This window comes from Pseudomonas sp. B21-036, from assembly GCF_024748925.1.
Lineage (GTDB): Bacteria > Pseudomonadota > Gammaproteobacteria > Pseudomonadales > Pseudomonadaceae > Aquipseudomonas > Aquipseudomonas palmensis.
In genome coordinates this window covers 1,809,944-1,829,801 of record NZ_CP087178.1, presented here as the reverse complement: position 1 = coordinate 1,829,801, position 19,858 = coordinate 1,809,944, and the positions used below count along the sequence as shown (strand labels likewise).

Genomic DNA, 19,858 nt, shown 5'->3' with positions numbered 1-19,858 from the left:
CTTGATGGATATCGGGATGATTCGTGGCCTGGGCACCGTCGTGGTGATGGTGGCCTTCATCGGCCTGGCGTTGTGGGTATTCAGTTCTCGGCGCAAGTCCGAGTTCGACGAAGCGACCATGCTGCCCTTCGCGGATGATCCCGAAGCCAGCAAGCACGTCGAGCAAGCGCAAGCGAGCGCTTCTAGGAGTAACAAAGAATGACTACCTTCTGGAGTCTGTACGTCACCGTTCTGAGTCTGGGTACCATCTTTGCCCTGACCTGGCTGCTGCTGTCCACCCGCAAGGGCCAGCGCAGCGAAACCACCGAAGAAACCGTGGGCCACGCCTACGACGGCATCGAGGAATACGACAACCCGCTGCCCAAGTGGTGGTTCATGCTGTTCGTGGGCACCATCGTGTTCGCCCTGGGCTACCTGGTGCTGTACCCGGGCCTGGGCAACTGGAAAGGCCTGCTGCCGGGCTACCAGTACCTGGACAACGAAAACAAGGTGGCCTTTGCCAACGGCGAGTCGGGCTGGACCGGCGTGCACGAGTGGGAAAAGGAAATGGCGCGTTCCGATGCCAAGTTCGGGCCGATCTTCGCCAAATTTGCAGCGATGCCAATTGAAGAAGTGGCCAAGGACCCGCAAGCCCTGAAGATGGGTGGCCGCCTGTTCGCCTCCAACTGCTCGGTATGCCACGGCTCCGACGCCAAGGGCTCCTACGGCTTCCCCAACCTGACCGACGACGACTGGCGCTGGGGCGGCGAGCCCGAGACCATCAAGGCCACCATCATGGGCGGTCGTCACGGCGTGATGCCGGCGTGGGCCGAAGTGATCGGCGAGCAGGGCGTGGCCGATGTGGCCGGGTTCGTGCTGACCAACCTCGATGGCCGCACCCTGCCCAAGGACGCCAAGGCCGACGTGGAAAACGGCAAGAAGCTGTTCGCCGCCAACTGCGTGGCCTGCCACGGGCCGGAAGGCAAAGGCACCCCGGCGATGGGCGCGCCCAACCTGACCCATCCGCAGGCGTTCATCTACGGCTCGAGCTACGCCCAGCTGCAGCAGACCATCCGTTACGGCCGCCAGGGCCAGATGCCGGCGCAGCAGGACATTCAGGGCAACGACAAGGTCCACCTGCTGGCGGCCTATGTCTACAGCCTGTCTCACCAGCAAGAGAAAACCGCCGAAGCGCAGTGAACATGCCCCGGCTGTGAAAAGGCCCCGCCAGTGTTGCTGGCGGGGCCTTTTTATTGGCGCAGGCCCCTTCTGCCGGCTAGCCGGCCAAGGGGCCGGATCTGCCACCCACGTGACTCAGGTCAATTGACAAGCTCCACTACACTATCGCCCGCCACTAACCAACGCGACCAAAGGTCGCACTGCACCCTGTACCGCAATGACAGGCGTATCATGCGCCCTAGAGCAGCAACAACTTCTGACTGCGGTCGGCATGTACTGGCCGCGGCACTTTTCCACTGCCGTGGGACTCAATGATGAGCAAACAGATTCCAGTACATGACGTCACCCCACCTGCCAAGAAAGATGCCGGCGGCGTCGACCTCTATGCCGCACGGGAAAAGATCTACACCCGCGCCTTCACCGGCCTGTTCCGCAACCTGCGCATGGCCGGCGGGGCCCTCCTGTTTCTGCTGTACTTCGGTACCGTCTGGCTGAACTGGGGCGGGCACCAGGCCGTGTGGTGGAACCTGCCCGAGCGCAAGTTCTACATCTTCGGCACCACCATCTGGCCCCAGGACTTCATCCTGCTCTCGGGCATCCTGATCGTCGCGGCCTTCGGCCTGTTCTTCATCACCGTGTTCGCCGGGCGCGTGTGGTGCGGCTATACCTGCCCGCAAAGCGTGTGGACCTGGATCTTCATGTGGTGCGAGAAGGTCACCGAAGGCGACCGCAACCAGCGTATCAAGCTCGACAAGGCGCCCATGAGCGCCAACAAGCTGCTGCGCAAGCTGGCCAAGCACAGCCTGTGGCTGAGCATCGGCTTCGTCACCGGCATGACCTTCGTCGGCTACTTCAGCCCCATTCGCGAACTGAGCATCGAATTCTTCACCGGCCAGGCCGACGGCTGGGCCTACTTCTGGGTCGGCTTCTTCACCCTGGCCACCTACGGCAACGCCGGCTGGCTGCGTGAGCAGGTGTGCATTTACATGTGCCCGTATGCGCGCTTCCAGAGCGTGATGTTCGACAAGGACACGCTGATCGTGTCGTACGACCCGCGTCGCGGCGAAACCCGCGGCCCGCGCAAGAAGGACATGGACTACAAGGCCAAGGGCCTGGGCGACTGCATCGACTGCACCATGTGCGTGCAGGTGTGCCCGACCGGCATCGACATCCGCGACGGCCTGCAGATCGAGTGCATCGGCTGCGCCGCCTGCATCGATGCCTGCGACACCATCATGGACAAGATGGAGTACCCGCGCGGGCTGATCAGCTACACCACCGAGCACAACCTGTCGGGGCAGAAGACGCACATGCTGCGCCCACGCCTGATCGGCTACTTCGTGGTGCTGCTGGTGATGATCGGCCTGCTGGCCACCGCCTTCCTCATGCGCCCGCTGGTGGGCTTCGACGTGAGCAAGGACCGCGTGCTGTACCGCGAGAACGCCCAGGGCCGCATCGAGAACGTGTACAGCCTCAAGGTGATGAACAAGGACCAGCGCGACCACGTGTACGTGCTCGATGCCTCCGGCCTGCCGGACCTCAAGCTCGAAGGCGCGCGGGAGATCCGCGTGGCGGCCGGCGATATCGTCAGCCTGCCGGTACAACTGTCGATGGCACCGGAAGATCTGCCTTCGACTGCCAACGAAGTCACCTTCACCCTCAAGGACGCCGACGACAACGGCACCCAGGTCGAAGCCAAGAGCCGTTTCATCGGCCCCAACATTCGCTAAGAGAGTAGAGACATGCCTGCAAACGCCTCCAGCCCCTGGCACCACCACCTCTGGCCGTGGATCATCATCGGCGTGCTGGCCACGTCGGTGACCTTGAGCCTGACCATGGTGACCATCGCGGTGAACAACCCGGACAACCTGGTCAACGACAACTACTACGAGGCTGGCAAGGGCATCAACCGCTCGCTGGACCGCGAGCTGCTGGGGCAGAGCCTGAAGCTCAAGGCCAGCGTGCACCTGGACGAGCTGACCGGCGAAGTGGACCTGCGCCTGAGCGGTGACAGCCAGCCGCAGACCCTGGAGCTGAACCTGATCTCGCCGACCCAGCCGGAGAAGGACCGCAAGATCATGCTGACCCGCAGCGAAAGCGAGCCCGGACGTTACCTGGGGCAGTTGAGCGACAAGGTCGAGGGCCGGCGTTTCGTCGAGCTGCTGGGTACCGAAAAGGGCCAGGTATGGCGCCTGTTCGAAGAAGAGCAAGTGGCGCACGACACCACGCTGATGCTGGGTGACGAGGCGCTGCAAGGGGCTGAACACCTCGAGAAATGAGTCGACTGCAATCGCGGGTCAAGCCCGCTCCCACAGGTTTTCGGTGCTCAGACACCCTGTGGGAGCGGGCTTGACCCGCGACAAGGTCACCACCCATCTGCGATAGATAACAATGACCAGCCCCACGCCTTGCTACCACTGCGCCCTGCCCGTCCCGGCCGGCAGCCACTTCACCGCCGTGGTACTCGGCGAACCCCGTGCATTCTGCTGCCCCGGCTGCCAGGCCGTGGCCGAAGCCATCGTCGCCGGCAACCTGGAAAGCTACTACCAGCACCGCAGCGAAGCCAGCGCCAACCCCGACGCGCTGCCCGTGCAACTGGTCGACGAACTGGCCCTGTACGATCGCAGCGACGTGCAGAAGCCTTTTGTGCGCCACACCGGCGAACTCGCTGAAACCACCCTGATGATCGAAGGCATCAGTTGCGCCGCCTGCGGCTGGCTGATCGAAAAGCACCTGCGCAACCTGCCGGCGGTGGCCGAGGCGCGACTGAACCTGTCCAACCATCGCCTGCAGGTGCAATGGGCCGACAGCCAGCTGCCGCTCTCGCAACTGTTGGGTGAACTGCGCCATATCGGCTACGCCGCCCACCCCTACCAGGCCGACCGCGCCGCCGAGCAGCTGGCCAGCGAGAACCGCACCGCCCTGCGCCAGCTCGGCGTGGCCGGCCTGCTGTGGTTCCAGGCCATGATGGCAACCATGGCCACCTGGCCCGAGTTCAACATCGACCTGAGCCCGGAGCTGCACACCATCCTGCGCTGGGTGGCACTGTTTCTCACCACGCCCATCGTGTTCTACAGCTGCGCGCCGTTCTTCAAGGGCGCCGCCCGCGACCTGCGCACCCGCCACCTGACCATGGACGTCTCGGTGTCGCTGGCCATCGGCCTGGCCTACTTCGCCGGGATCTGGACCGCCATCACCGGCAGCGGCGAGCTGTATTTCGATGCAGTGGGCATGTTCGCGCTGTTCCTGCTGGCCGGGCGCTACCTGGAACGCCGTGCCCGCGAGCGCACCGCCGCAGCCACCGCGCAACTGGTCAACCTGCTGCCGGCCTCGTGCCTGCGCCTGGATGCCGACGGCAACAGCCAGCGCATCCTGCTGCGCGAGCTGCAGACCGGCGACCGGGTCCTGGTACACCCGGGCGCGGTGCTGCCCGCCGACGGGCGCATCATCGACGGCCAGTCGAGCGTCGACGAATCGCTGCTGACCGGCGAGTACCTGCCGCAACCGCGCCAGCGCGGCGATGCGGTGACGGCCGGCACGCTGAACATCGAGAGCGTACTGACCGTGCAGGTGCAGGCCCTGGGCCAGGACACCCGACTGTCGGCCATCGTGCGCCTGCTCGAACGCGCCCAGTCGGAAAAACCTCGCCTGGCCGAGATCGCCGACCGTGCCTCGCAGTGGTTCCTGCTGTTCTCGCTGGTGGCCGCCGCGGCCATCGGCCTGCTGTGGTGGGAACTGGACCCCTCGCGGGCGTTCTGGATCGTGCTGGCCATGCTGGTCGCCACCTGCCCCTGCGCACTCTCGCTGGCCACCCCCACCGCGCTCACGGCGGCCACCGGCACGCTGCACAAGCTCGGCCTGCTGCTCACCCGCGGCCATGTGCTGGAAGGCCTGAACCAGATCGACACGGTGATTTTCGACAAGACCGGCACCCTCACCGAGGGGCGCCTGACATTGCGCGCCATCCGCCCGCTGGGGACGCTGGACGCCGACCAGTGCCTGACCCTCGCCGCCGCCCTCGAAAGCCGCTCCGAGCACCCGATCGCCCGCGCCTTCGGGCGCACCATCACGGTCGCCGACGACGTGCAGAGCACGCCGGGGCTGGGTCTTGAGGGGCAGGTGGAGAACCGCCGCCTGCGCATCGGCCAGGCCGACTTCGTGTGCGCCCTGAGCCACAGCGCAGCGCCGGCGATGCCCGACGAACCCGGGCAGTGGCTGCTGCTGGGCGACAGCCACGGGCCGCTGGCCTGGTTCGTGCTCGACGACCGCCTGCGCCACGACGCCGCGGACCTGCTGGCAGCCTGCCGTGCCCGCGGCTGGCAGACCCTGCTGCTGTCGGGCGACAGCTCGCCGATGGTGGCCAGCGTCGCCGCCGAGCTGCGCATCGACCAGGCCGTCGGCGGCCTGCGCCCGGACGACAAGCTGCAACGGCTCAAGGCCCTGCAGGCCAAGGGACACAAGGTGCTGATGCTGGGTGACGGGGTCAACGACGTGCCGGTGCTGGCCGCGGCCGACATCAGCATTGCCATGGGCTCGGCCACCGACCTGGCCAAGACCAGCGCCGATGCGGTGCTGTTGTCCAACCGCCTGGAGGCGCTGGTGCAGGCTTTCGGCCTGGCGCGCCGCACGCGCCGGATAATCATCGAGAACCTGCTGTGGGCTGGCCTGTACAATGGCCTCATGCTGCCGTTCGCCGCACTGGGCTGGATCACTCCGATCTGGGCGGCGGTCGGCATGTCGGTCAGTTCGCTGATCGTGGTGCTCAACGCCCTGCGCCTTACGCGCATCCGCGAGCTGCCTGCCACCGCCCCTATCGTCGACGCCGCACACCCCGCGACGGCCTGACCCGGAGACCCCATGCCCGCGCTCTACGTCATGATTCCCGCCGCGCTGCTGATCGTCGCGATCGCCGTGTACATCTTCTTCTGGGCCGTGGACAGCGGCCAGTACGACGACCTCGAAGGCCCGGCCCACAGCATCCTGTTCGACGACCAGGACCCCAAGCACCAGGCCGCCCTGGACCAGGCCGAGCCGCGCAAGCCCGACGACAGCGGCGCCCCGCCCCGTGCTTGACCTGTTGCCGCTGCTGAGTTCGGCGCTGATCCTCGGCCTGCTGGGGGGCGGCCACTGCCTGGGCATGTGCGGCGGCCTGATGGGCGCACTCACCCTGGCCATCCCCAAGGCGCAGCGCAGCCGGCGCTTTCAGCTGCTGCTGGCGTACAACCTGGGGCGCATCCTCAGCTATGCCGCTGCCGGCCTGCTGCTGGGCCTGGCCGGCTGGGCGGTGGCGGGCGGCCCGCTGGCCACCGGCATGCGCGTGCTCGCGGCGCTGCTGCTGATCAGCATGGGCCTGTACCTGGCCGGCTGGTGGAGCGGCCTGACCCGCATCGAAAGCCTGGGGCGCGGCCTGTGGCGGCACATACAGCCGGTGGCCAATCGCCTGCTGCCGGTGTCGAGCCTGCCGCGCGCGCTGCTGCTGGGCGCGCTGTGGGGCTGGTTGCCGTGCGGGCTGGTCTACAGCACCCTGCTGTGGGCCGCCAGCCAGGGCAACGCCACCCACAGCGCCCTGCTGATGCTGGCCTTCGGCCTGGGCACCTGGCCGGTGCTGCTGGCCACGGGGCTGGCTGCCGAGCGCACCAGCGCCCTGCTGCGCAAGCGCGGGGTACGCGTGACGGGGGGCCTGCTGGTGATCCTGTTCGGCCTGTGGACCCTGCCGGGGTCGCACCAGCACTGGCTCATGGGGCACTGAACACCCGTTGATACAAATCAACACGCCCTGACACAACGCTCCCTAGACTCCGGACACTGCCGCCATTCCAGGGACTGCCACCATGCTCGACGCCCTCCACTGGGACCCCGACCTTATTCGCCGTTACGATCTGGCGGGCCCGCGCTACACCTCCTACCCGACCGCCGTGCAACTGCACAGCCAGGTCGGCTCGTTCGACCTGTTGCACGCCCTGCGTGACAGCCGCCGCGCCGCGCGCCCGCTGTCGCTGTACGTGCACGTGCCGTTCTGCGCCAACATCTGCTACTACTGCGCCTGCAACAAGGTGATCACCAAGGACCGCGGCCGCGCCCAGCCCTACCTGCAGCGCCTGGAGCAGGAAATCCAGCTGATCGCCTGCCACCTGGACCCGCGCCAGACCGTGGAGCAGCTGCACCTGGGCGGCGGTACACCGACTTTTCTCAGCCACGCCGAACTGCGCCAGCTGATGACGCACCTGCGTCAGCACTTCAACCTGCTGGATGATGATTCGGGCGACTACGGCATCGAGATCGACCCGCGCGAGGCCGACTGGTCGACCATGGGGCTGCTGCGCGAACTGGGCTTCAACCGTGTCAGCCTGGGCGTGCAGGACCTCGACCCGGTGGTGCAACGGGCCATCAACCGCCCGCAAAGCCTGGAGCAGACCCGCGCGATCATCGAGGCGGCGCGCACCCTGCAGTTTCGCTCGATCAACCTCGACCTGATCTACGGCCTGCCCAAGCAGAGTACCGAAGGCTTTGCACGCACCGTCGAGGAAGTGATCAAGCTGCAGCCCGACCGCCTCTCGGTGTTCAACTATGCGCACCTGCCCGAGCGTTTCATGCCCCAGCGGCGCATCGACAGCAGCGACCTGCCGGCGCCTGCGCTGAAACTGGAAATGCTGCACAACACCATCGAGCAGCTGACCGAGGCAGGCTATCGCTACATCGGCATGGACCATTTCGCCCTGCCCGACGACGAACTGGCCATTGCCCAGGAAGAGTCGACCCTGCAGCGCAACTTCCAGGGCTACACCACCCACGGCCACTGCGACCTGATCGGCCTTGGCGTGTCGGCCATCAGCCAGATCGGCGACCTGTGCTGCCAGAACAGCAGTGATCTGAACGAATACCAGAACACCCTCGGCGCCTCGCAGTTGCCCACCAGTCGCGGCCTGATCTGCAACGAGGACGACCGCATCCGCCGCGCGGTGATCCAGCAGCTGATCTGCCATTTCGAACTGGAGTTCGAGACCATCGAGCGCGCCTTCACCCTCGATTTTCGCGGTTACTTCAACGCGCAGTGGCCTGCCCTGCTGGGCATGGCCAAGGACGGCCTGATCAGCCTGGATGCCAACGGGATCAAGGTGTTGCCGGCGGGGCGCCTGCTGGTACGCTCGGTATGCATGGTGTTCGATGCCTACCTGGACCTGCACAACCGCCAGCGGTTTTCGCGGGTGATTTGAATCAGCCCATCAACTCGAACACCTTCGCGACCTGATCAAGGCTCAGGTTCTCCTGCTTCATTGCCTTGTTCAGGTTGGCGGTGGCGGTGGTGATTGCCCCCGTCAGCGTGGCGATCTCACCCTGCAGCGATGAGACCTTTTGCCGCATCTGCTCGGGGGTCAGGGAGTTGTCTCGCATGACGGCCTGCATCTGCTGCATCTTTTCAGCCAGTTGCTGCTGCAGCTTGCGGATGGTCTTGAGGGTCTGCTGGATGGTCTGGGGCAGACCGCTTTCCTCGATGTCCTTGTTGCCGCCGCTGCTTTTGGACGCCTGCAGGCCCGCCAGGGACAGGTTGACCCTGACCCCCTCCTTGGCAGGAGCCTCGGCCGGTTGGGCGCTCTGGGTACCGTCGACATTGGTCTTGGCGACAGGGGGTTTGAGCTGGGTTGCAGCGCTATTCAGAGGATTTGAATCGATAGAGAGCATGGACAGTCTTTCCTGTTAAGGACACTATTCCAGGTCATCGGCCAAACATCGCCGATCTTGAGCCCAGCACGCACCAAAAGCGCGCACGCTGGCCTGAACCCGGCCGTCTGAGTTACCCTTACGGCTTATGTGTGCTTTCCCCAGAAGGATCGAATGAAAATGTCCGAGCCAGTTAAACTGCGCCCTCACAACCAGGCCCATTGCAAGGATTGCAGCCTGGCGCCCTTGTGCCTGCCTCTTTCGCTGAATCTGGAAGACATGGACGCACTGGACGAAATCGTCAAGCGCGGGCGTCCGTTGAAAAAAGGCGAGTTTCTGTTCCGCCAGGGCGACAACTTCGGCTCGGTTTACGCCGTGCGCTCCGGCGCCCTGAAGACCTTCAGCCTGAGCGACGCGGGCGAGGAGCAGATCACCGGCTTCCACCTGCCCAGCGAGCTGGTCGGGCTGTCGGGCATGGACACCGAGGCCTACCCGGTATCGGCGCAGGCCCAGGAAACCACTTCGGTGTGCGAGATCCCCTTCGAGCGCCTGGACGAGCTGTCGGTGCAACTGCCGCAGCTGCGTCGCCAACTGATGCGGGTGATGAGCCGCGAGATTCGCGACGACCAGCAGATGATGCTGCTGCTGTCCAAGAAGACTGCGGACGAGCGCATCGCCACCTTCCTGGTCAACCTGTCGGCGCGCTTTCGCGCACGCGGCTACTCGGCCAACCAGTTCCGCCTGAGCATGTCGCGCAACGAAATCGGCAACTACCTGGGCCTGGCGGTGGAAACCGTGTCACGGGTGTTCACGCGCTTCCAGCAGAACGGCCTGATCGAAGCCGAAGGCAAGGAAGTACGCATCATCGACCCGATTCAGCTGTGCGCCCTGGCCGGCGGCTCGCTGGACAGCTGACACCTGGCGCAGCAGGTATACTGGCTGGCGTTTGCCCTTCAGGATACCTGTCCCATGCCGACCGATGCGTTCGACCTCAAATCCCTGATCCGCCCGGTAACGGACTTTCCCAAGCCGGGGGTGATCTTTCGCGACATTACCCCGCTGTTCCAGTCCCCTCGGGGCCTGCGCCACGTTGCCGACCAATTCATCGAACGCTATGTCGAGGCTGACTTCAGCCATGTCGGGGCGCTGGATGCGCGCGGCTTCCTGATCGGCTCGATCATTGCCCACCAGCTCAACAAGCCGCTGATCCTGTTTCGCAAGCAGGGCAAGCTGCCGGCCGATGTGCTGGCCGAGGGTTACCAGACCGAATATGGCGAGGCGTTTCTGGAAGTGCATGCCGACAGCCTGTGCGAGGGCGATGCGGTGCTGATCATGGATGACCTGATCGCCACCGGCGGCACCCTGCTGGCAGCGGCCAGCCTGATACGGCGCATGGGGGCGGCCGTGTTCGAGGCGGCGGCGATCATCGACCTGCCGGAGCTGGGCGGCTCGCAGAAGCTGCAGGCGGCAGGGGTGCAGACGTTCTGCCTGACCGAGTTTTCGCTTAGCGAATATTGATGGGGCCGCTGTGCAGCCAATCGCGGGTCAAGCCGGCTCCCACAAGGTGTTACGCAACCCCTGTAGGAGCGGGCTTGACCCGCGATTGGCCGGCACGGTCACAGCGTGATCGGCTTGCGCCCCGCGAACGAATGCGCCAGCGTTCCGCCATCCACCAGTTCCAGCTCCCCGCCCAGCGGCACACCATGGGCGATGCGTGAAGCCACCAGCCCCTTGTCCGCCAGCAGCTGCGCGATGTAATGCGCCGTGGCCTCCCCTTCCACCGTGGGGTTGGTGGCCAGGATCACCTCGGTGAAGCTGCCCTGCTCCGCAATACGCGCCAGCAACTGCGGAATCCCGATGGCCTCCGGCCCCAGGCCGTCCAGTGGCGACAGATGCCCCTTGAGCACGAAGTAGCGGCCGCGATAACCGGTCTGCTCCACCGCGTACACGTCCATCGGCCCCTCCACCACGCACAGCAGGGTGTCGTCACGCCGTGGGTCGGCGCACTGCGGGCACAGCTCCTGCTCGGTCAGGGTGCGGCACTGACGGCAATGCCCCACCCCCTCCATGGCCTGGCTCAACGCCTGGGCCAGGCGCACGCCGCCGCTGCGGTCACGCTCCAGCAGTTGCAGGGCCATGCGCTGGGCGGTTTTCTGACCCACACCCGGCAGCGTGCGCAAGGCGTCGATCAGTTGGCGAATCAAGGGGCTGAAGCTCATGGTAAAAGGCCTGGCAGATCATCGGTTGAACGGAAAAACGACGATGGGAGCGACAACCGACTGGCTGTGCTCCCACCGAGGGTCACGCAGGCAATGCCTCAGAACGGCATCTTGAAGCCCGGCGGCAGTTGCATGCCGGCGGTCATGCCACCCATCTTTTCCTGGCTGTTGGCCTCGACCTTGCGCACCGCATCGTTCACGGCCGCAGCGATCAGGTCTTCCAGCACTTCCTTGTCTTCCTGCATCAGGCTGTCGTCCAGGCTGATGCGCTTGACGTCATGGCGACCGGTCATCACCACGCTGACCAGGCCGGCGCCCGATTGGCCGGTCACTTCGGCGTTGGCCAGCTCTTCCTGCATCTTGGCCATTTTTTCCTGCATCTGCTGTGCCTGCTTCATCAGGCCGGCCATGCCACCTTTCATCATGGGAATCACCTCGGTATCAAGTTACTTGGCACACCGCGGCAGACCGCGGTGCTGGGGTAAACGGGTTATTCGCCCTGGGCCACCAGGGCGTCGACAGGTTCAATAGTATCGTGACGCACGGTGGCGCCGAACTGCTGGATCATCTGCTGGATGAACGGATCGTTCTCGATCGACGCCTCGGCCTCGCGCTGACGGTCGGCACGCTTGCGCGACGCGGCCTGGGCCGGGGTTTCCTGCTCAGGGCGGATCAGCTCGATGCTCAGGTTCAGGGTACGCCCAAGGTGCTGGTTGAGCGCATCGTTCAGGCGCCGCTGCTGGGTGGCGTTGAACAGGGCGCTGTGCGCCGGGTCCAGGTGCAGCAGCCAGTTGTCGCCGTCCATCGCGATCAGCGTGCAGTTGGCGGCGATGCTGCCGGTCATGCCCGAAATCGGCAGCAGCGGGAACATCTCCAGCCATTGCAACGCCAGGCCGGTGGCCGGTTGCGCGGCAGGCTCTGGCTCGGGCTCCGGTGCAGGCTCCGGCGCGGTCTCGCTGGCCAGCTCGTCCAGGTAGCTGTAGCCCACCGGGTCGATCTCGGCGTCGTAGTAATCTTCGTCCAGCGGTGGCTCGTCGTCGCGCTCCATGCCCGCCGGGCTATAGCTGGCGTGGTCGGCGATCGGTGGCTCATCGTGATGCGCGATGGCCGGCGCGGGCGCGGCTGGCACGGGCGCAGCAATCGCCTCGGGTTCAGGTTCGGGCTGCGGCTCGGGTTCCGGTTCGGGTTCAGGCGCCGCAGCGAGCTCGGGCGCAGGCGCGGCCGGCTCGTTCCAGGGCAGGTCGACCTCGGGCACGGGCGGCTCGGCAACCTGCGCTTGCAGTACTGGCGCAGCCTGCACCGGCGGCTCGGGTTCGGGCTGCGGGCGGGCAACAGGTTCGGCAACGGGCGTGGGCACGACTGGTGCAGCCACCACCGGCGCGGCGACCGCTGCCACCGCGGGTGGGGAGTCAGCTGTGGCCTGGCTGATCCCCGTCGACTTTAGCGTCGGTGTCGGCGCATCGACGGTGTCGGCCGGGCGGAACGCCAACATGCGCAACAGCACCATCTCGAAGCCGCCACGCGGGTCGGGGGCCAGCGGCAGATCGCGCCGGCCGATCAGGCCCATCTGGTAATAGAACTGCACATCTTCGGCCGGCAGAGCGCCGGCCAGCGCCAGCACACGGTCACGATCACCCTGGCCGTTGTCCACCGCCTCGGGCAGCGCCTGGGCCACCGCCACGCGGTGCAGCACATTGAGCATTTCAGACAGCACGCCGTTCCAGTCCGGCCCCTGCTCGGCCAGGTGCCGCACGGCTTCGAGCAGGGCTCGTGCGTCCCCTTCGAGCAGGGCCTGGAGCACGCCATAGACCTGGCCGTGATCGAGGGTGCCGAGCATGGCGCGCACATCCGCCGCCAGCACCTTGCCTTCGCCAAAGGCGATGGCCTGGTCGGTGAGGCTCATGGCATCGCGCATCGAACCGTCGGCGGCGCGACCCAGCAACCACAGGGCGTCGTCTTCGAACGGCACGTTCTCGACCCCGAGCACATGGCTCAGGTGCTCGACCACCCGCTCGGGGGTCATGTTCTTGAGCGAGAACTGCAGGCAGCGCGACAGGATGGTGGCGGGCAGCTTCTGCGGGTCGGTGGTGGCAAGAATGAACTTGACGTAGGGCGGCGGCTCTTCAAGCGTCTTGAGCAAGGCGTTGAACGAGTGGCTGGAGAGCATGTGCACTTCGTCGATCAGGTAGACCTTGAAGCGCCCGCGGCTTGGCGCGTACTGCACGTTGTCGAGCAGCTCGCGGGTATCCTCGACCTTGGTGCGGCTGGCGGCGTCGATCTCGATCAGGTCGACGAAGCGCCCCTCGTCGATCTCGCGGCACACCGAACAGGTGCCGCACGGTGTCGAGGTAATGCCGGTTTCACAGTTGACGCATTTGGCGATGATGCGCGCGATGGTGGTCTTGCCCACCCCGCGGGTGCCGGTGAACAGGTAGGCGTGGTGCAGCCGCTGGTTGTCCAGCGCGTTGATCAGGGCCTTGAGCACATGGGTCTGGCCGACCATTTCGCGGAACGAGCGCGGACGCCATTTACGTGCAAGAACCTGATAACTCATCGAAAACCGTCGGATAGATAGACCAAAGACCGCTAATCCTAGCGGAGCAGGGGCAAAAATGCATCCGCCGTGCATGGGCACGCCGGCCAGTCACCGTTGATCGGACAACGGCGCGGGCTGGCCGGTTGCCTGTCCTCTGACTGAACACGCGCCAGGCAAAGCTTGGTAACCTATGTGCCAATCGTGAAACAAACTGATATATGTCAGCACGACTTATCAGTCATTTCCTACAAGCTAGGCTAAGCTTTATGCCGTTCGTGCCGACCTTGTTCAAGAACGGCATCCATCGTACAGATGCGCTGCACAGGCAGCGACAAAACAGTCAAACTTATGGCGGTATTTTTTTTAACTCGGCGAAAATGCGAAAAACCAGCCCAGAAATAAACAAAATATTGACACTATCAGTTTGATATCACACATTAGCATCCTAGCAGTGTGACAGACCTTATCTGCCCCAGCAGTTGATCAGATAGCCGTAGGCCGGGATTACACATATGAGTCATGCAGACGACATTGGAAATCTGTTCACCAGGTTTGGGGCAAGTGCGGACAGCTATAAAGAAATCGACACCGAGTTCGAATACCTCGAACCCGCGCTGACGGTGGCTGAACCGATCACACCTGCTGCCGCGCCCGAGCCGGTTGCCCCGGTGGCCGCGACCCTGGCGGCCCTGAAGCTGCCGCCGACCCTGGCATCGGTGCCTGCGCCGGTACAGGCACCAGTTCCTGCGCCGGCAGTCGTTGCGGTGCCCGCGCCCGTGAAGCGTATATCGCCCGCTCCCGAACCGGCTGCACAACCCGCCGGCGCCCCCCTGTCGCTGCGTGAACAACTCGAAGCGGCGGCTCGCCTGCGCCATGCCACGGCCCAGGGGCTGAATCAGGGTGCACTGGAGCATGCCATGCACAAACCGGCACCGACACGCCCCCAGGCCAGCATCATCGCTGTGGTTTCGGCCAAGGGTGGTGTGGGCAAGACCACCTTTGCCGCCGCGCTGGCCAAGCTGCTGGAGCGCCCGCACGGTCGCGTGGTGGCACTGGACCTGGACCCGCAGAACAGCCTCGCCAGCCAACTGATGCTGCCGCGTACCGCCCCCGGTCTGAGCCAGGCTACCGACAGCGACGAACCCTGGAGCATCCACTGCCACCCAGTGCCCGACTCGACCGCCGAATGCCTGCCATTCGGGCACGCCGACGCCACCCAGTTGCGCAGCCTGGAGCAGCGCCTGGCCAACCAGCCTGGCTGGCTGCTGCAGCAATTGGCAACGCTGGCACTGACACCCGCTGACGTACTGATCATCGACCTGCCCACCGGCGCCACCCCATGGCTTGCGCCAGTGCTGGAGATGGCCGACCAGGTGGTGGCCCTGACCCTGCCGACTCCAGCCGCCTACCGCGTGCTGGATGAACTGCAGGCCTGGCTTGCGCCCCTGCACCAGCGCAGCCCCGCGCCGCGCTGCAGCTACCTGATCAACAAGGTCGACCCCACCCGCGCGCTGGACCTGGACATGTGCCAGGTACTGCGCCAGCGCATCGGTCGCGAGCTGCTGGGCATGGTCCGTCTCGACCACAGCCTGGACGAAGCCCAGGCCTTCGAATTCGATCCGTTCGTCAAGGTGCCCGACAGCCCTGCCTGCCAGGACCTGCGCGACGTGGCGCATGCCCTTGGCGCCCACCTCGCCCATCACCACCAACAGTCCGGTACCCCATGACCGCCCCCTTAGACCAGGCGTCTGCAGTGCAGGCGCCCAACACGGTTGCGCGCTTGAATGTCTGGCTCGAACGCTTCGGGCAATGGCCCGCCCCGGTGCTGCGCGCGCTGAAGATCGGTGCCGGCCTGATCGGCGCCCTGCTGCTGGTGGCCGTGGTCACCGCCCCCCTGGAGCTGGAGCGCCAGTTCGCCTTCGCCGCCCTGTGCTTCGCCGGCCTGCTGATACTGCGCAAGCTGCCCGGGCGCCTGCCAGTGCTGGCCATGGTGGTGTTGTCGCTGGTGGCCACCCTGCGTTATGTGTACTGGCGCGTCACCGACACGCTGGGCTTCGACAGCTGGCTGGACATCGTGTTCGGCTACGGCCTGGTGGCAGCAGAGTTCTATGCCCTGGTGGTGCTGGCGTTCGGCTACATGCAGACCGCCTGGCCGTTGCAGCGCAAGCCCAAGATTCTTACCCAGGACCCCAAGGACTGGCCCACGGTGGATGTGTTCATCCCCACCTACAACGAAGCGCTGAGCATCGTGAAGCTGACGATCTTCGCCGCCCAGGCCATCGACTGGCCGCGCGACAAGCTGCGCGTGCACGTGCTGGATGATGGCCGCCGCGACGATTTTCGCGAGTTCTGCCGGCAGATCGGGGTCAACTACATCGTGCGCGCCGACAACGTCCACGCCAAGGCCGGCAACCTCAACGAGGCCCTGAAAGTCACCGACGGCGAGTACATCGCCATTTTCGACGCTGACCACGTGCCCACGCGCTCCTTCCTGCAGGTGGCGATGGGCTGGTTCCTCAAGGACCCGAAACTGGCCCTGCTGCAGACCCCGCACTTCTTCTTTTCGCCCGACCCGTTCGAGAAGAACCTCGACACGTTCCGCTCGGTGCCCAACGAGGGCGAGCTGTTCTACGGCCTGGTGCAGGACGGCAACGACCTGTGGAACGCCACCTTCTTCTGCGGCTCGTGTGCAGTGATCCGCCGCAGCCACCTGCTGGAAGTGGGCGGCGTGGCCATCGAGACGGTGACCGAAGATGCGCACACCGCGCTCAAGCTCAACCGCAAGGGCTACAACACCGCGTACCTAGCGATCCCCCAGGCTGCGGGCCTGGCCACCGAGAGCCTGTCGCGGCACATCAGCCAGCGCATCCGCTGGGCACGCGGCATGGCGCAGATCTTCCGTACCGACAACCCGTTCATCGGCAAGGGCCTGAGCTTCGGCCAACGCGTGTGCTACGTGAACGCCATGCTGCACTTCTTCTACGGCCTGCCGCGCCTGGTCTTCCTGACCGCGCCGCTGGCGTACCTGATCTTCGGCGCGCAGATCTTCCACGCCTCGGCGCTGATGATCACCGCCTACGTACTGCCGCACATCTTCCACGCCAGCCTGACCAACTCGCGTATCCAGGGGCGCTTTCGCCATTCGTTCTGGAACGAGGTCTACGAGTCGGTGCTGGCCTGGTACATCATGCGCCCGGTACTGGTGGCGCTGATCAACCCCAAGCTCGGCGGCTTCAACGTGACCGACAAGGGCGGCATCATCGACAAGGAATACTTCGACTGGGAGCTGGCGCGCCCCTACATCATCCTGCTGACCCTGAACCTGATCGGCATGGTGTTCGGTGTGGTGCAACTGATCTGGGGCGACCCGGCCGCAGCCATCACCATCATCATCAACCTGGCCTGGACGATCTACAACGTGATCATCACCAGCGCTGCCGTTGCGGTTGCCAGTGAAACCCGCCAGGTGCGTTCCGAGCCGCGCGTGCGCGCCGAGCTGCCGATTCAGGTGCAGACCGCCGACGGCACCACCATCGACTGCACCACCGTGGACTTCTCGCAAAAGGGCGTGGGCTTCAAGCTTCCCGAGGGCCAGAGCCTGCACAAGGGCCAGGACATCCAGGTGATCCTGATGCGCAAGCAGCAGGCCTGCGTACTGCCGGCCACCGTGGTGTTCAGCCGTGGCGCCATGGTCGGGGTGCAGTTCAAGCCGCTGACCTTGCGCCAGCAGAGCGACTTCGTGCGCCTGACCTTCTCGCGGGCCGATACCTGGGCCGCAACCTGGGGTGGCAGCAAGCCCGACACCCCGTTGAGCGCCCTGCACGATGTGAGCCGCATCGGCGTGCGCGGCATCATGGACCTGGCCCAGGCGACCCTCAGCGCCCTGCGCCATCGTCGCTACAAGCGCAAGCAAGCCCCCACCCACCTCGAACCTTCGTTGGACTCGCAATGACCGTCATGCTTCATACCGACCAACAAGTGAACCTGTCGCGCCGTTCTCGCCGTCTGCTCGCCGGCTCGCTGCTGTGCCTGGGCAGCCTGCTGCAACCTGCCCAGGCCGATGAGGTCGCGGCCAGCGCAGCGGCGCCCGCCACGGAGCCCGCCGCCAGCGAAACGGCGCCGGCGGCACCGGATGCGGCCGGCGAAAAGTACCAGCTCAGCCTCAAGCAGCTGGGCAAGAACTACACCATGAGCCTGCGTGGCGTGGAGTCGACCGACACGGTCAACTTCGACGTGCGGGCCGACGAGGTGGTGACCGGCGCGCAACTGACCCTGCAATACACCTATTCGCCAGCGCTGCTCAGCGACCTCTCGCAGATCAACATCATGGTCAACGACGAAGTGGCCGCCAGCCTGCCGTTGCCCAAGGAAAACGCCGGCGTCCTGCAAAAGCAGGTGATCGACATTCCGCCGTACCTGATCACCGAGTTCAACCGGCTCGGCGTGCAGTTGATCGGCCACTACACCATGCAGTGCGAAGACCCGCTGCATTCGAGCCTGTGGGCCAAGATCAGCAACGAAAGCCAGTTGAGCCTGCAGGTCAAGCCGGTGGTGCTGCCCAACGACCTGGCCCTGCTGCCGCTGCCGCTGTTCGATCGTCGCGACCCACGCGCCCTGAGCCTGCCGTTCGTGTTTGCCGTGGCCCCCGACAACACCACCCTCGAAGCGGCGGGCGCGGTGTCGTCGTGGATCGGTGCACTGGCCAGCTACCGTGGCGCAAACTTCCCCACCAACCTGCACAGCCTGCCCGCCAGCGGCAACGCGGTGGTGCTGGTCAACACCGCCGAGGCCAACCAGGTCGAGGGCCTGACGCTGCCCGACCTCAAGGGCCCGACCCTGTCGCTGGTGAGCAACCCCAACGACCCGCACGGCAAGCTGCTGGTCATCGCCGGACGCGACAGCGCCGAACTCAAGCGCGCCGCCACCGCCCTGGTGATCGGCTACCGCAGCTTCTCCGGCCCCAGCGTGCAGATCGACACCGTCAATGCGCTGCAGCCACGCCAGCCGTATGACGCGCCCAACTGGCTGCCGACCGATCGCCCGGTGCGCCTTGGCGAGCTGATCGACCCGCGTCAGCTCAATGTGTCGGGCTACAACCCCGGCATGATCACCGTGCCGGTGCGCCTGCCACCCGACCTGTTCAACTGGCGCGAACAGGGCGCCCGGCTGGACCTCAAGTACCGCTACACCCCACAGCAGACCTCGTCCAACTCTTCGCTGCTGGTGAGCTTCAACGACACTTTCATCAAGTCGATGAACCTGCCCTCGATCGAGCGCCTGGGCGGCGGCGACAGCCTGCTGGCAGCCCTGAAGAAAGACGACAGCATCGCCCGCGAGGCGAGCATGCTGCTGCCGCTGGACTCGGTCGCCCTTCAGTCGCGCCTGCAGTTCCGCTTCATGTACGACTACATCAAGCAGGGTGAATGCCGCGACATCATCATCGACAACATGCGCGGCGCCATCGACCCGGACTCCACCCTGGACCTGAGCGGCTACGACCACTTCATCGCCATGCCCAACCTGGGCGTATTCAAGGACAGCGGCTTCCCGTTCACGCGCCTGGCCGACCTGTCCGACTCGGCGGTGATCCTGCCGGACAACGCCGGCAGCGCCGACTGGAGCGCCTACCTCACCGTGCTCGGACGCTTTGGCGACTCCACCGGCTACCCGGCCACCGCCGTCACCGTGGCCCAGGCCGGCCAGGTCGATGCCCTGGCCGACAAGGACCTGCTGGTGCTGGCTTCCGGCGACAACCAGCCACTGCTCAAGACCTGGGCCGACTACCTGCCCAGCAGGACCCAGGACGCCAGGCATTACGTGGAGTTCTCCGACCTGCCGATGCGCCTGCGCGAATGGATCAGCCCCGATCCCAAGGCCAACCTGCGCGCCGCGCGCGGTGCGCTCACCTTCACCGGCGAGAACCGCAGCTCGTACGTCACCGGGTTCGAGTCGCCGCTCAAGAGCGGGCGCAGCGTGGTGGTGCTGTCCAGCCCGCAGCCGCAGAACCTGGTGGAGGTCACCGACGCCCTGATCGGCGGCGAACAGTACACCCAGGCACTGCAAGGCAGCCTTGTGGTGATCAACGGCAGGAATGTCGAATCGCTGGTGGCCGAGCAGGCTTACTACGTGGGGCACCTGGGGCCGTTCCGTTACATCCAGTGGCTGCTGTCCCAGCATGTACCGGCGCTGCTGCTGTTGACCCTGCTGGGGGTTGCCCTGGTCAGCCTGGTGGCGTTCTTCTCGCTGCGCGCCCAGGCCAAACGTCGCCTCAACATCGAGTAATCGC

17 protein-coding genes are annotated in these 19,858 nt (G+C 65.5%); 13 read left to right on the top strand and 4 right to left on the bottom strand.

Annotation, left to right across the window (positions count from 1 at the left end):
• The first annotated feature begins 4 nt into the window (after positions 1-4).
• The 8 genes from LOY33_RS08305 to hemN all read left to right on the top strand — a co-directional run bounded on the left by LOY33_RS08305 (position 5) and on the right by hemN (position 8,372).
• Entirely contained in the window at positions 5-202 is a 198-nt protein-coding gene (locus LOY33_RS08305; RefSeq protein WP_043862418.1) for a CcoQ/FixQ family Cbb3-type cytochrome c oxidase assembly chaperone, read from the top strand.
• Positions 199-1,179: a cytochrome-c oxidase, cbb3-type subunit III gene (gene ccoP, locus LOY33_RS08300; protein WP_258662431.1), complete on the top strand. Its 981-nt coding sequence runs from the start codon at positions 199-201 to the stop codon at positions 1,177-1,179. Before LOY33_RS08305 ends, ccoP begins: the two co-directional genes overlap by 4 nt.
• Positions 1,180-1,472: 293 nt before the next feature.
• A complete protein-coding gene (gene ccoG, locus LOY33_RS08295; RefSeq protein WP_054915577.1) occupies positions 1,473-2,888 on the top strand; it encodes a cytochrome c oxidase accessory protein CcoG in 1,416 nt (471 codons plus the stop codon).
• Positions 2,889-2,900: 12 nt separating this feature from the next.
• The gene (locus tag LOY33_RS08290) at positions 2,901-3,437 is read left to right on the top strand and encodes a FixH family protein (RefSeq protein WP_043862382.1); all 537 of its coding nucleotides are present in this window, start codon (positions 2,901-2,903) and stop codon (positions 3,435-3,437) included.
• 112 nt (positions 3,438-3,549) lie between these two features.
• A complete protein-coding gene (locus LOY33_RS08285; RefSeq protein WP_258662428.1) occupies positions 3,550-6,003 on the top strand; it encodes a heavy metal translocating P-type ATPase in 2,454 nt (817 codons plus the stop codon).
• A 12-nt stretch (positions 6,004-6,015) separates the two neighbouring features.
• Complete coding sequence (gene ccoS, locus LOY33_RS08280) at positions 6,016-6,231, top strand: cbb3-type cytochrome oxidase assembly protein CcoS (protein ID WP_116053294.1); 216 nt, start codon at positions 6,016-6,018, stop codon at positions 6,229-6,231.
• Positions 6,224-6,907 (top strand): sulfite exporter TauE/SafE family protein, encoded by a 684-nt coding sequence (locus LOY33_RS08275; RefSeq protein WP_258662427.1) that lies wholly within the window; start codon positions 6,224-6,226, stop codon positions 6,905-6,907. Before ccoS ends, LOY33_RS08275 begins: the two co-directional genes overlap by 8 nt.
• Positions 6,908-6,989: 82 nt before the next feature.
• Positions 6,990-8,372, top strand: coding sequence for an oxygen-independent coproporphyrinogen III oxidase (gene hemN / locus LOY33_RS08270; protein ID WP_258662426.1), 1,383 nt, complete (start codon positions 6,990-6,992; stop codon positions 8,370-8,372).
• A 1-nt stretch (position 8,373) separates the two neighbouring features.
• On the opposite strand, the gene LOY33_RS08265 is transcribed toward hemN, so the two are convergent.
• Complete coding sequence (locus LOY33_RS08265) at positions 8,374-8,838, bottom strand: hypothetical protein (protein WP_258662425.1); 465 nt, start codon at positions 8,836-8,838, stop codon at positions 8,374-8,376.
• Between the two features lie 159 nt (positions 8,839-8,997).
• On the opposite strand from LOY33_RS08265, the gene fnrA reads away from it, so the two are divergent.
• Together fnrA and LOY33_RS08255 are read left to right on the top strand one after the other, a co-directional pair.
• Positions 8,998-9,732, top strand: coding sequence for a Crp/Fnr family transcriptional regulator FnrA (fnrA, locus tag LOY33_RS08260; RefSeq protein ID WP_043862376.1), 735 nt, complete (start codon positions 8,998-9,000; stop codon positions 9,730-9,732).
• Positions 9,733-9,786: 54 nt separating this feature from the next.
• Complete coding sequence (locus LOY33_RS08255; RefSeq protein WP_054915581.1) at positions 9,787-10,335, top strand: adenine phosphoribosyltransferase; 549 nt, start codon at positions 9,787-9,789, stop codon at positions 10,333-10,335.
• A gap of 98 nt (positions 10,336-10,433) precedes the next feature.
• On the opposite strand, the gene recR is transcribed toward LOY33_RS08255, so the two are convergent.
• From recR to dnaX, 3 genes are all read right to left on the bottom strand, one after another.
• Positions 10,434-11,036, bottom strand: a complete 603-nt coding sequence (gene recR / locus LOY33_RS08250; RefSeq protein ID WP_043862374.1) for a recombination mediator RecR — start codon at positions 11,034-11,036, stop codon at positions 10,434-10,436.
• Positions 11,037-11,134: 98 nt separating this feature from the next.
• Positions 11,135-11,461: a YbaB/EbfC family nucleoid-associated protein gene (locus tag LOY33_RS08245; protein WP_010226011.1), complete on the bottom strand. Its 327-nt coding sequence runs from the start codon at positions 11,459-11,461 to the stop codon at positions 11,135-11,137.
• Positions 11,462-11,526: 65 nt separating this feature from the next.
• A complete protein-coding gene (gene dnaX / locus LOY33_RS08240; protein WP_229590417.1) occupies positions 11,527-13,590 on the bottom strand; it encodes a DNA polymerase III subunit gamma/tau in 2,064 nt (687 codons plus the stop codon).
• Positions 13,591-14,084: 494 nt separating this feature from the next.
• Here dnaX and bcsQ point away from each other — a divergent pair, with 494 nt between their 5' ends.
• The 3 genes from bcsQ to bcsB are packed head-to-tail and all read left to right on the top strand — an operon-like array spanning position 14,085 to position 19,854.
• A complete protein-coding gene (gene bcsQ, locus LOY33_RS08235; RefSeq protein WP_258662424.1) occupies positions 14,085-15,299 on the top strand; it encodes a cellulose biosynthesis protein BcsQ in 1,215 nt (404 codons plus the stop codon).
• Entirely contained in the window at positions 15,296-17,524 is a 2,229-nt protein-coding gene (gene bcsA, locus LOY33_RS08230) for a UDP-forming cellulose synthase catalytic subunit (RefSeq protein WP_043862371.1), read from the top strand. The genes bcsQ and bcsA overlap by 4 nt, the downstream gene beginning before the upstream one ends.
• Positions 17,521-19,854, top strand: a complete 2,334-nt coding sequence (gene bcsB, locus LOY33_RS08225) for a cellulose biosynthesis cyclic di-GMP-binding regulatory protein BcsB (protein ID WP_043862370.1) — start codon at positions 17,521-17,523, stop codon at positions 19,852-19,854. Before bcsA ends, bcsB begins: the two co-directional genes overlap by 4 nt.
• Positions 19,855-19,858 lie beyond the last annotated feature (4 nt).

Excerpts from the sequence above, each read along its gene's own strand:
- LOY33_RS08305 (WP_043862418.1), top strand. The coding sequence starts at position 5 with ATGGATATCGGGATGATTCGTGGCCTGGGCACCGTCGTGGTGATGGTG.
- ccoP (WP_258662431.1), top strand. The coding sequence starts at position 199 with ATGACTACCTTCTGGAGTCTGTACGTCACCGTTCTGAGTCTGGGTACC.
- ccoG (WP_054915577.1), top strand. The coding sequence starts at position 1,473 with ATGAGCAAACAGATTCCAGTACATGACGTCACCCCACCTGCCAAGAAA.
- LOY33_RS08290 (WP_043862382.1), top strand. The coding sequence starts at position 2,901 with ATGCCTGCAAACGCCTCCAGCCCCTGGCACCACCACCTCTGGCCGTGG.
- LOY33_RS08285 (WP_258662428.1), top strand. The coding sequence starts at position 3,550 with ATGACCAGCCCCACGCCTTGCTACCACTGCGCCCTGCCCGTCCCGGCC.
- ccoS (WP_116053294.1), top strand. The coding sequence starts at position 6,016 with ATGCCCGCGCTCTACGTCATGATTCCCGCCGCGCTGCTGATCGTCGCG.
- hemN (WP_258662426.1), top strand. The coding sequence starts at position 6,990 with ATGCTCGACGCCCTCCACTGGGACCCCGACCTTATTCGCCGTTACGAT.
- LOY33_RS08265 (WP_258662425.1), bottom strand. The coding sequence starts at position 8,838 with ATGCTCTCTATCGATTCAAATCCTCTGAATAGCGCTGCAACCCAGCTC.
- fnrA (WP_043862376.1), top strand. The coding sequence starts at position 8,998 with ATGTCCGAGCCAGTTAAACTGCGCCCTCACAACCAGGCCCATTGCAAG.
- LOY33_RS08255 (WP_054915581.1), top strand. The coding sequence starts at position 9,787 with ATGCCGACCGATGCGTTCGACCTCAAATCCCTGATCCGCCCGGTAACG.
- recR (WP_043862374.1), bottom strand. The coding sequence starts at position 11,036 with ATGAGCTTCAGCCCCTTGATTCGCCAACTGATCGACGCCTTGCGCACG.
- LOY33_RS08245 (WP_010226011.1), bottom strand. The coding sequence starts at position 11,461 with ATGATGAAAGGTGGCATGGCCGGCCTGATGAAGCAGGCACAGCAGATG.
- dnaX (WP_229590417.1), bottom strand. The coding sequence starts at position 13,590 with ATGAGTTATCAGGTTCTTGCACGTAAATGGCGTCCGCGCTCGTTCCGC.
- bcsQ (WP_258662424.1), top strand. The coding sequence starts at position 14,085 with ATGAGTCATGCAGACGACATTGGAAATCTGTTCACCAGGTTTGGGGCA.
- bcsA (WP_043862371.1), top strand. The coding sequence starts at position 15,296 with ATGACCGCCCCCTTAGACCAGGCGTCTGCAGTGCAGGCGCCCAACACG.
- bcsB (WP_043862370.1), top strand. The coding sequence starts at position 17,521 with ATGACCGTCATGCTTCATACCGACCAACAAGTGAACCTGTCGCGCCGT.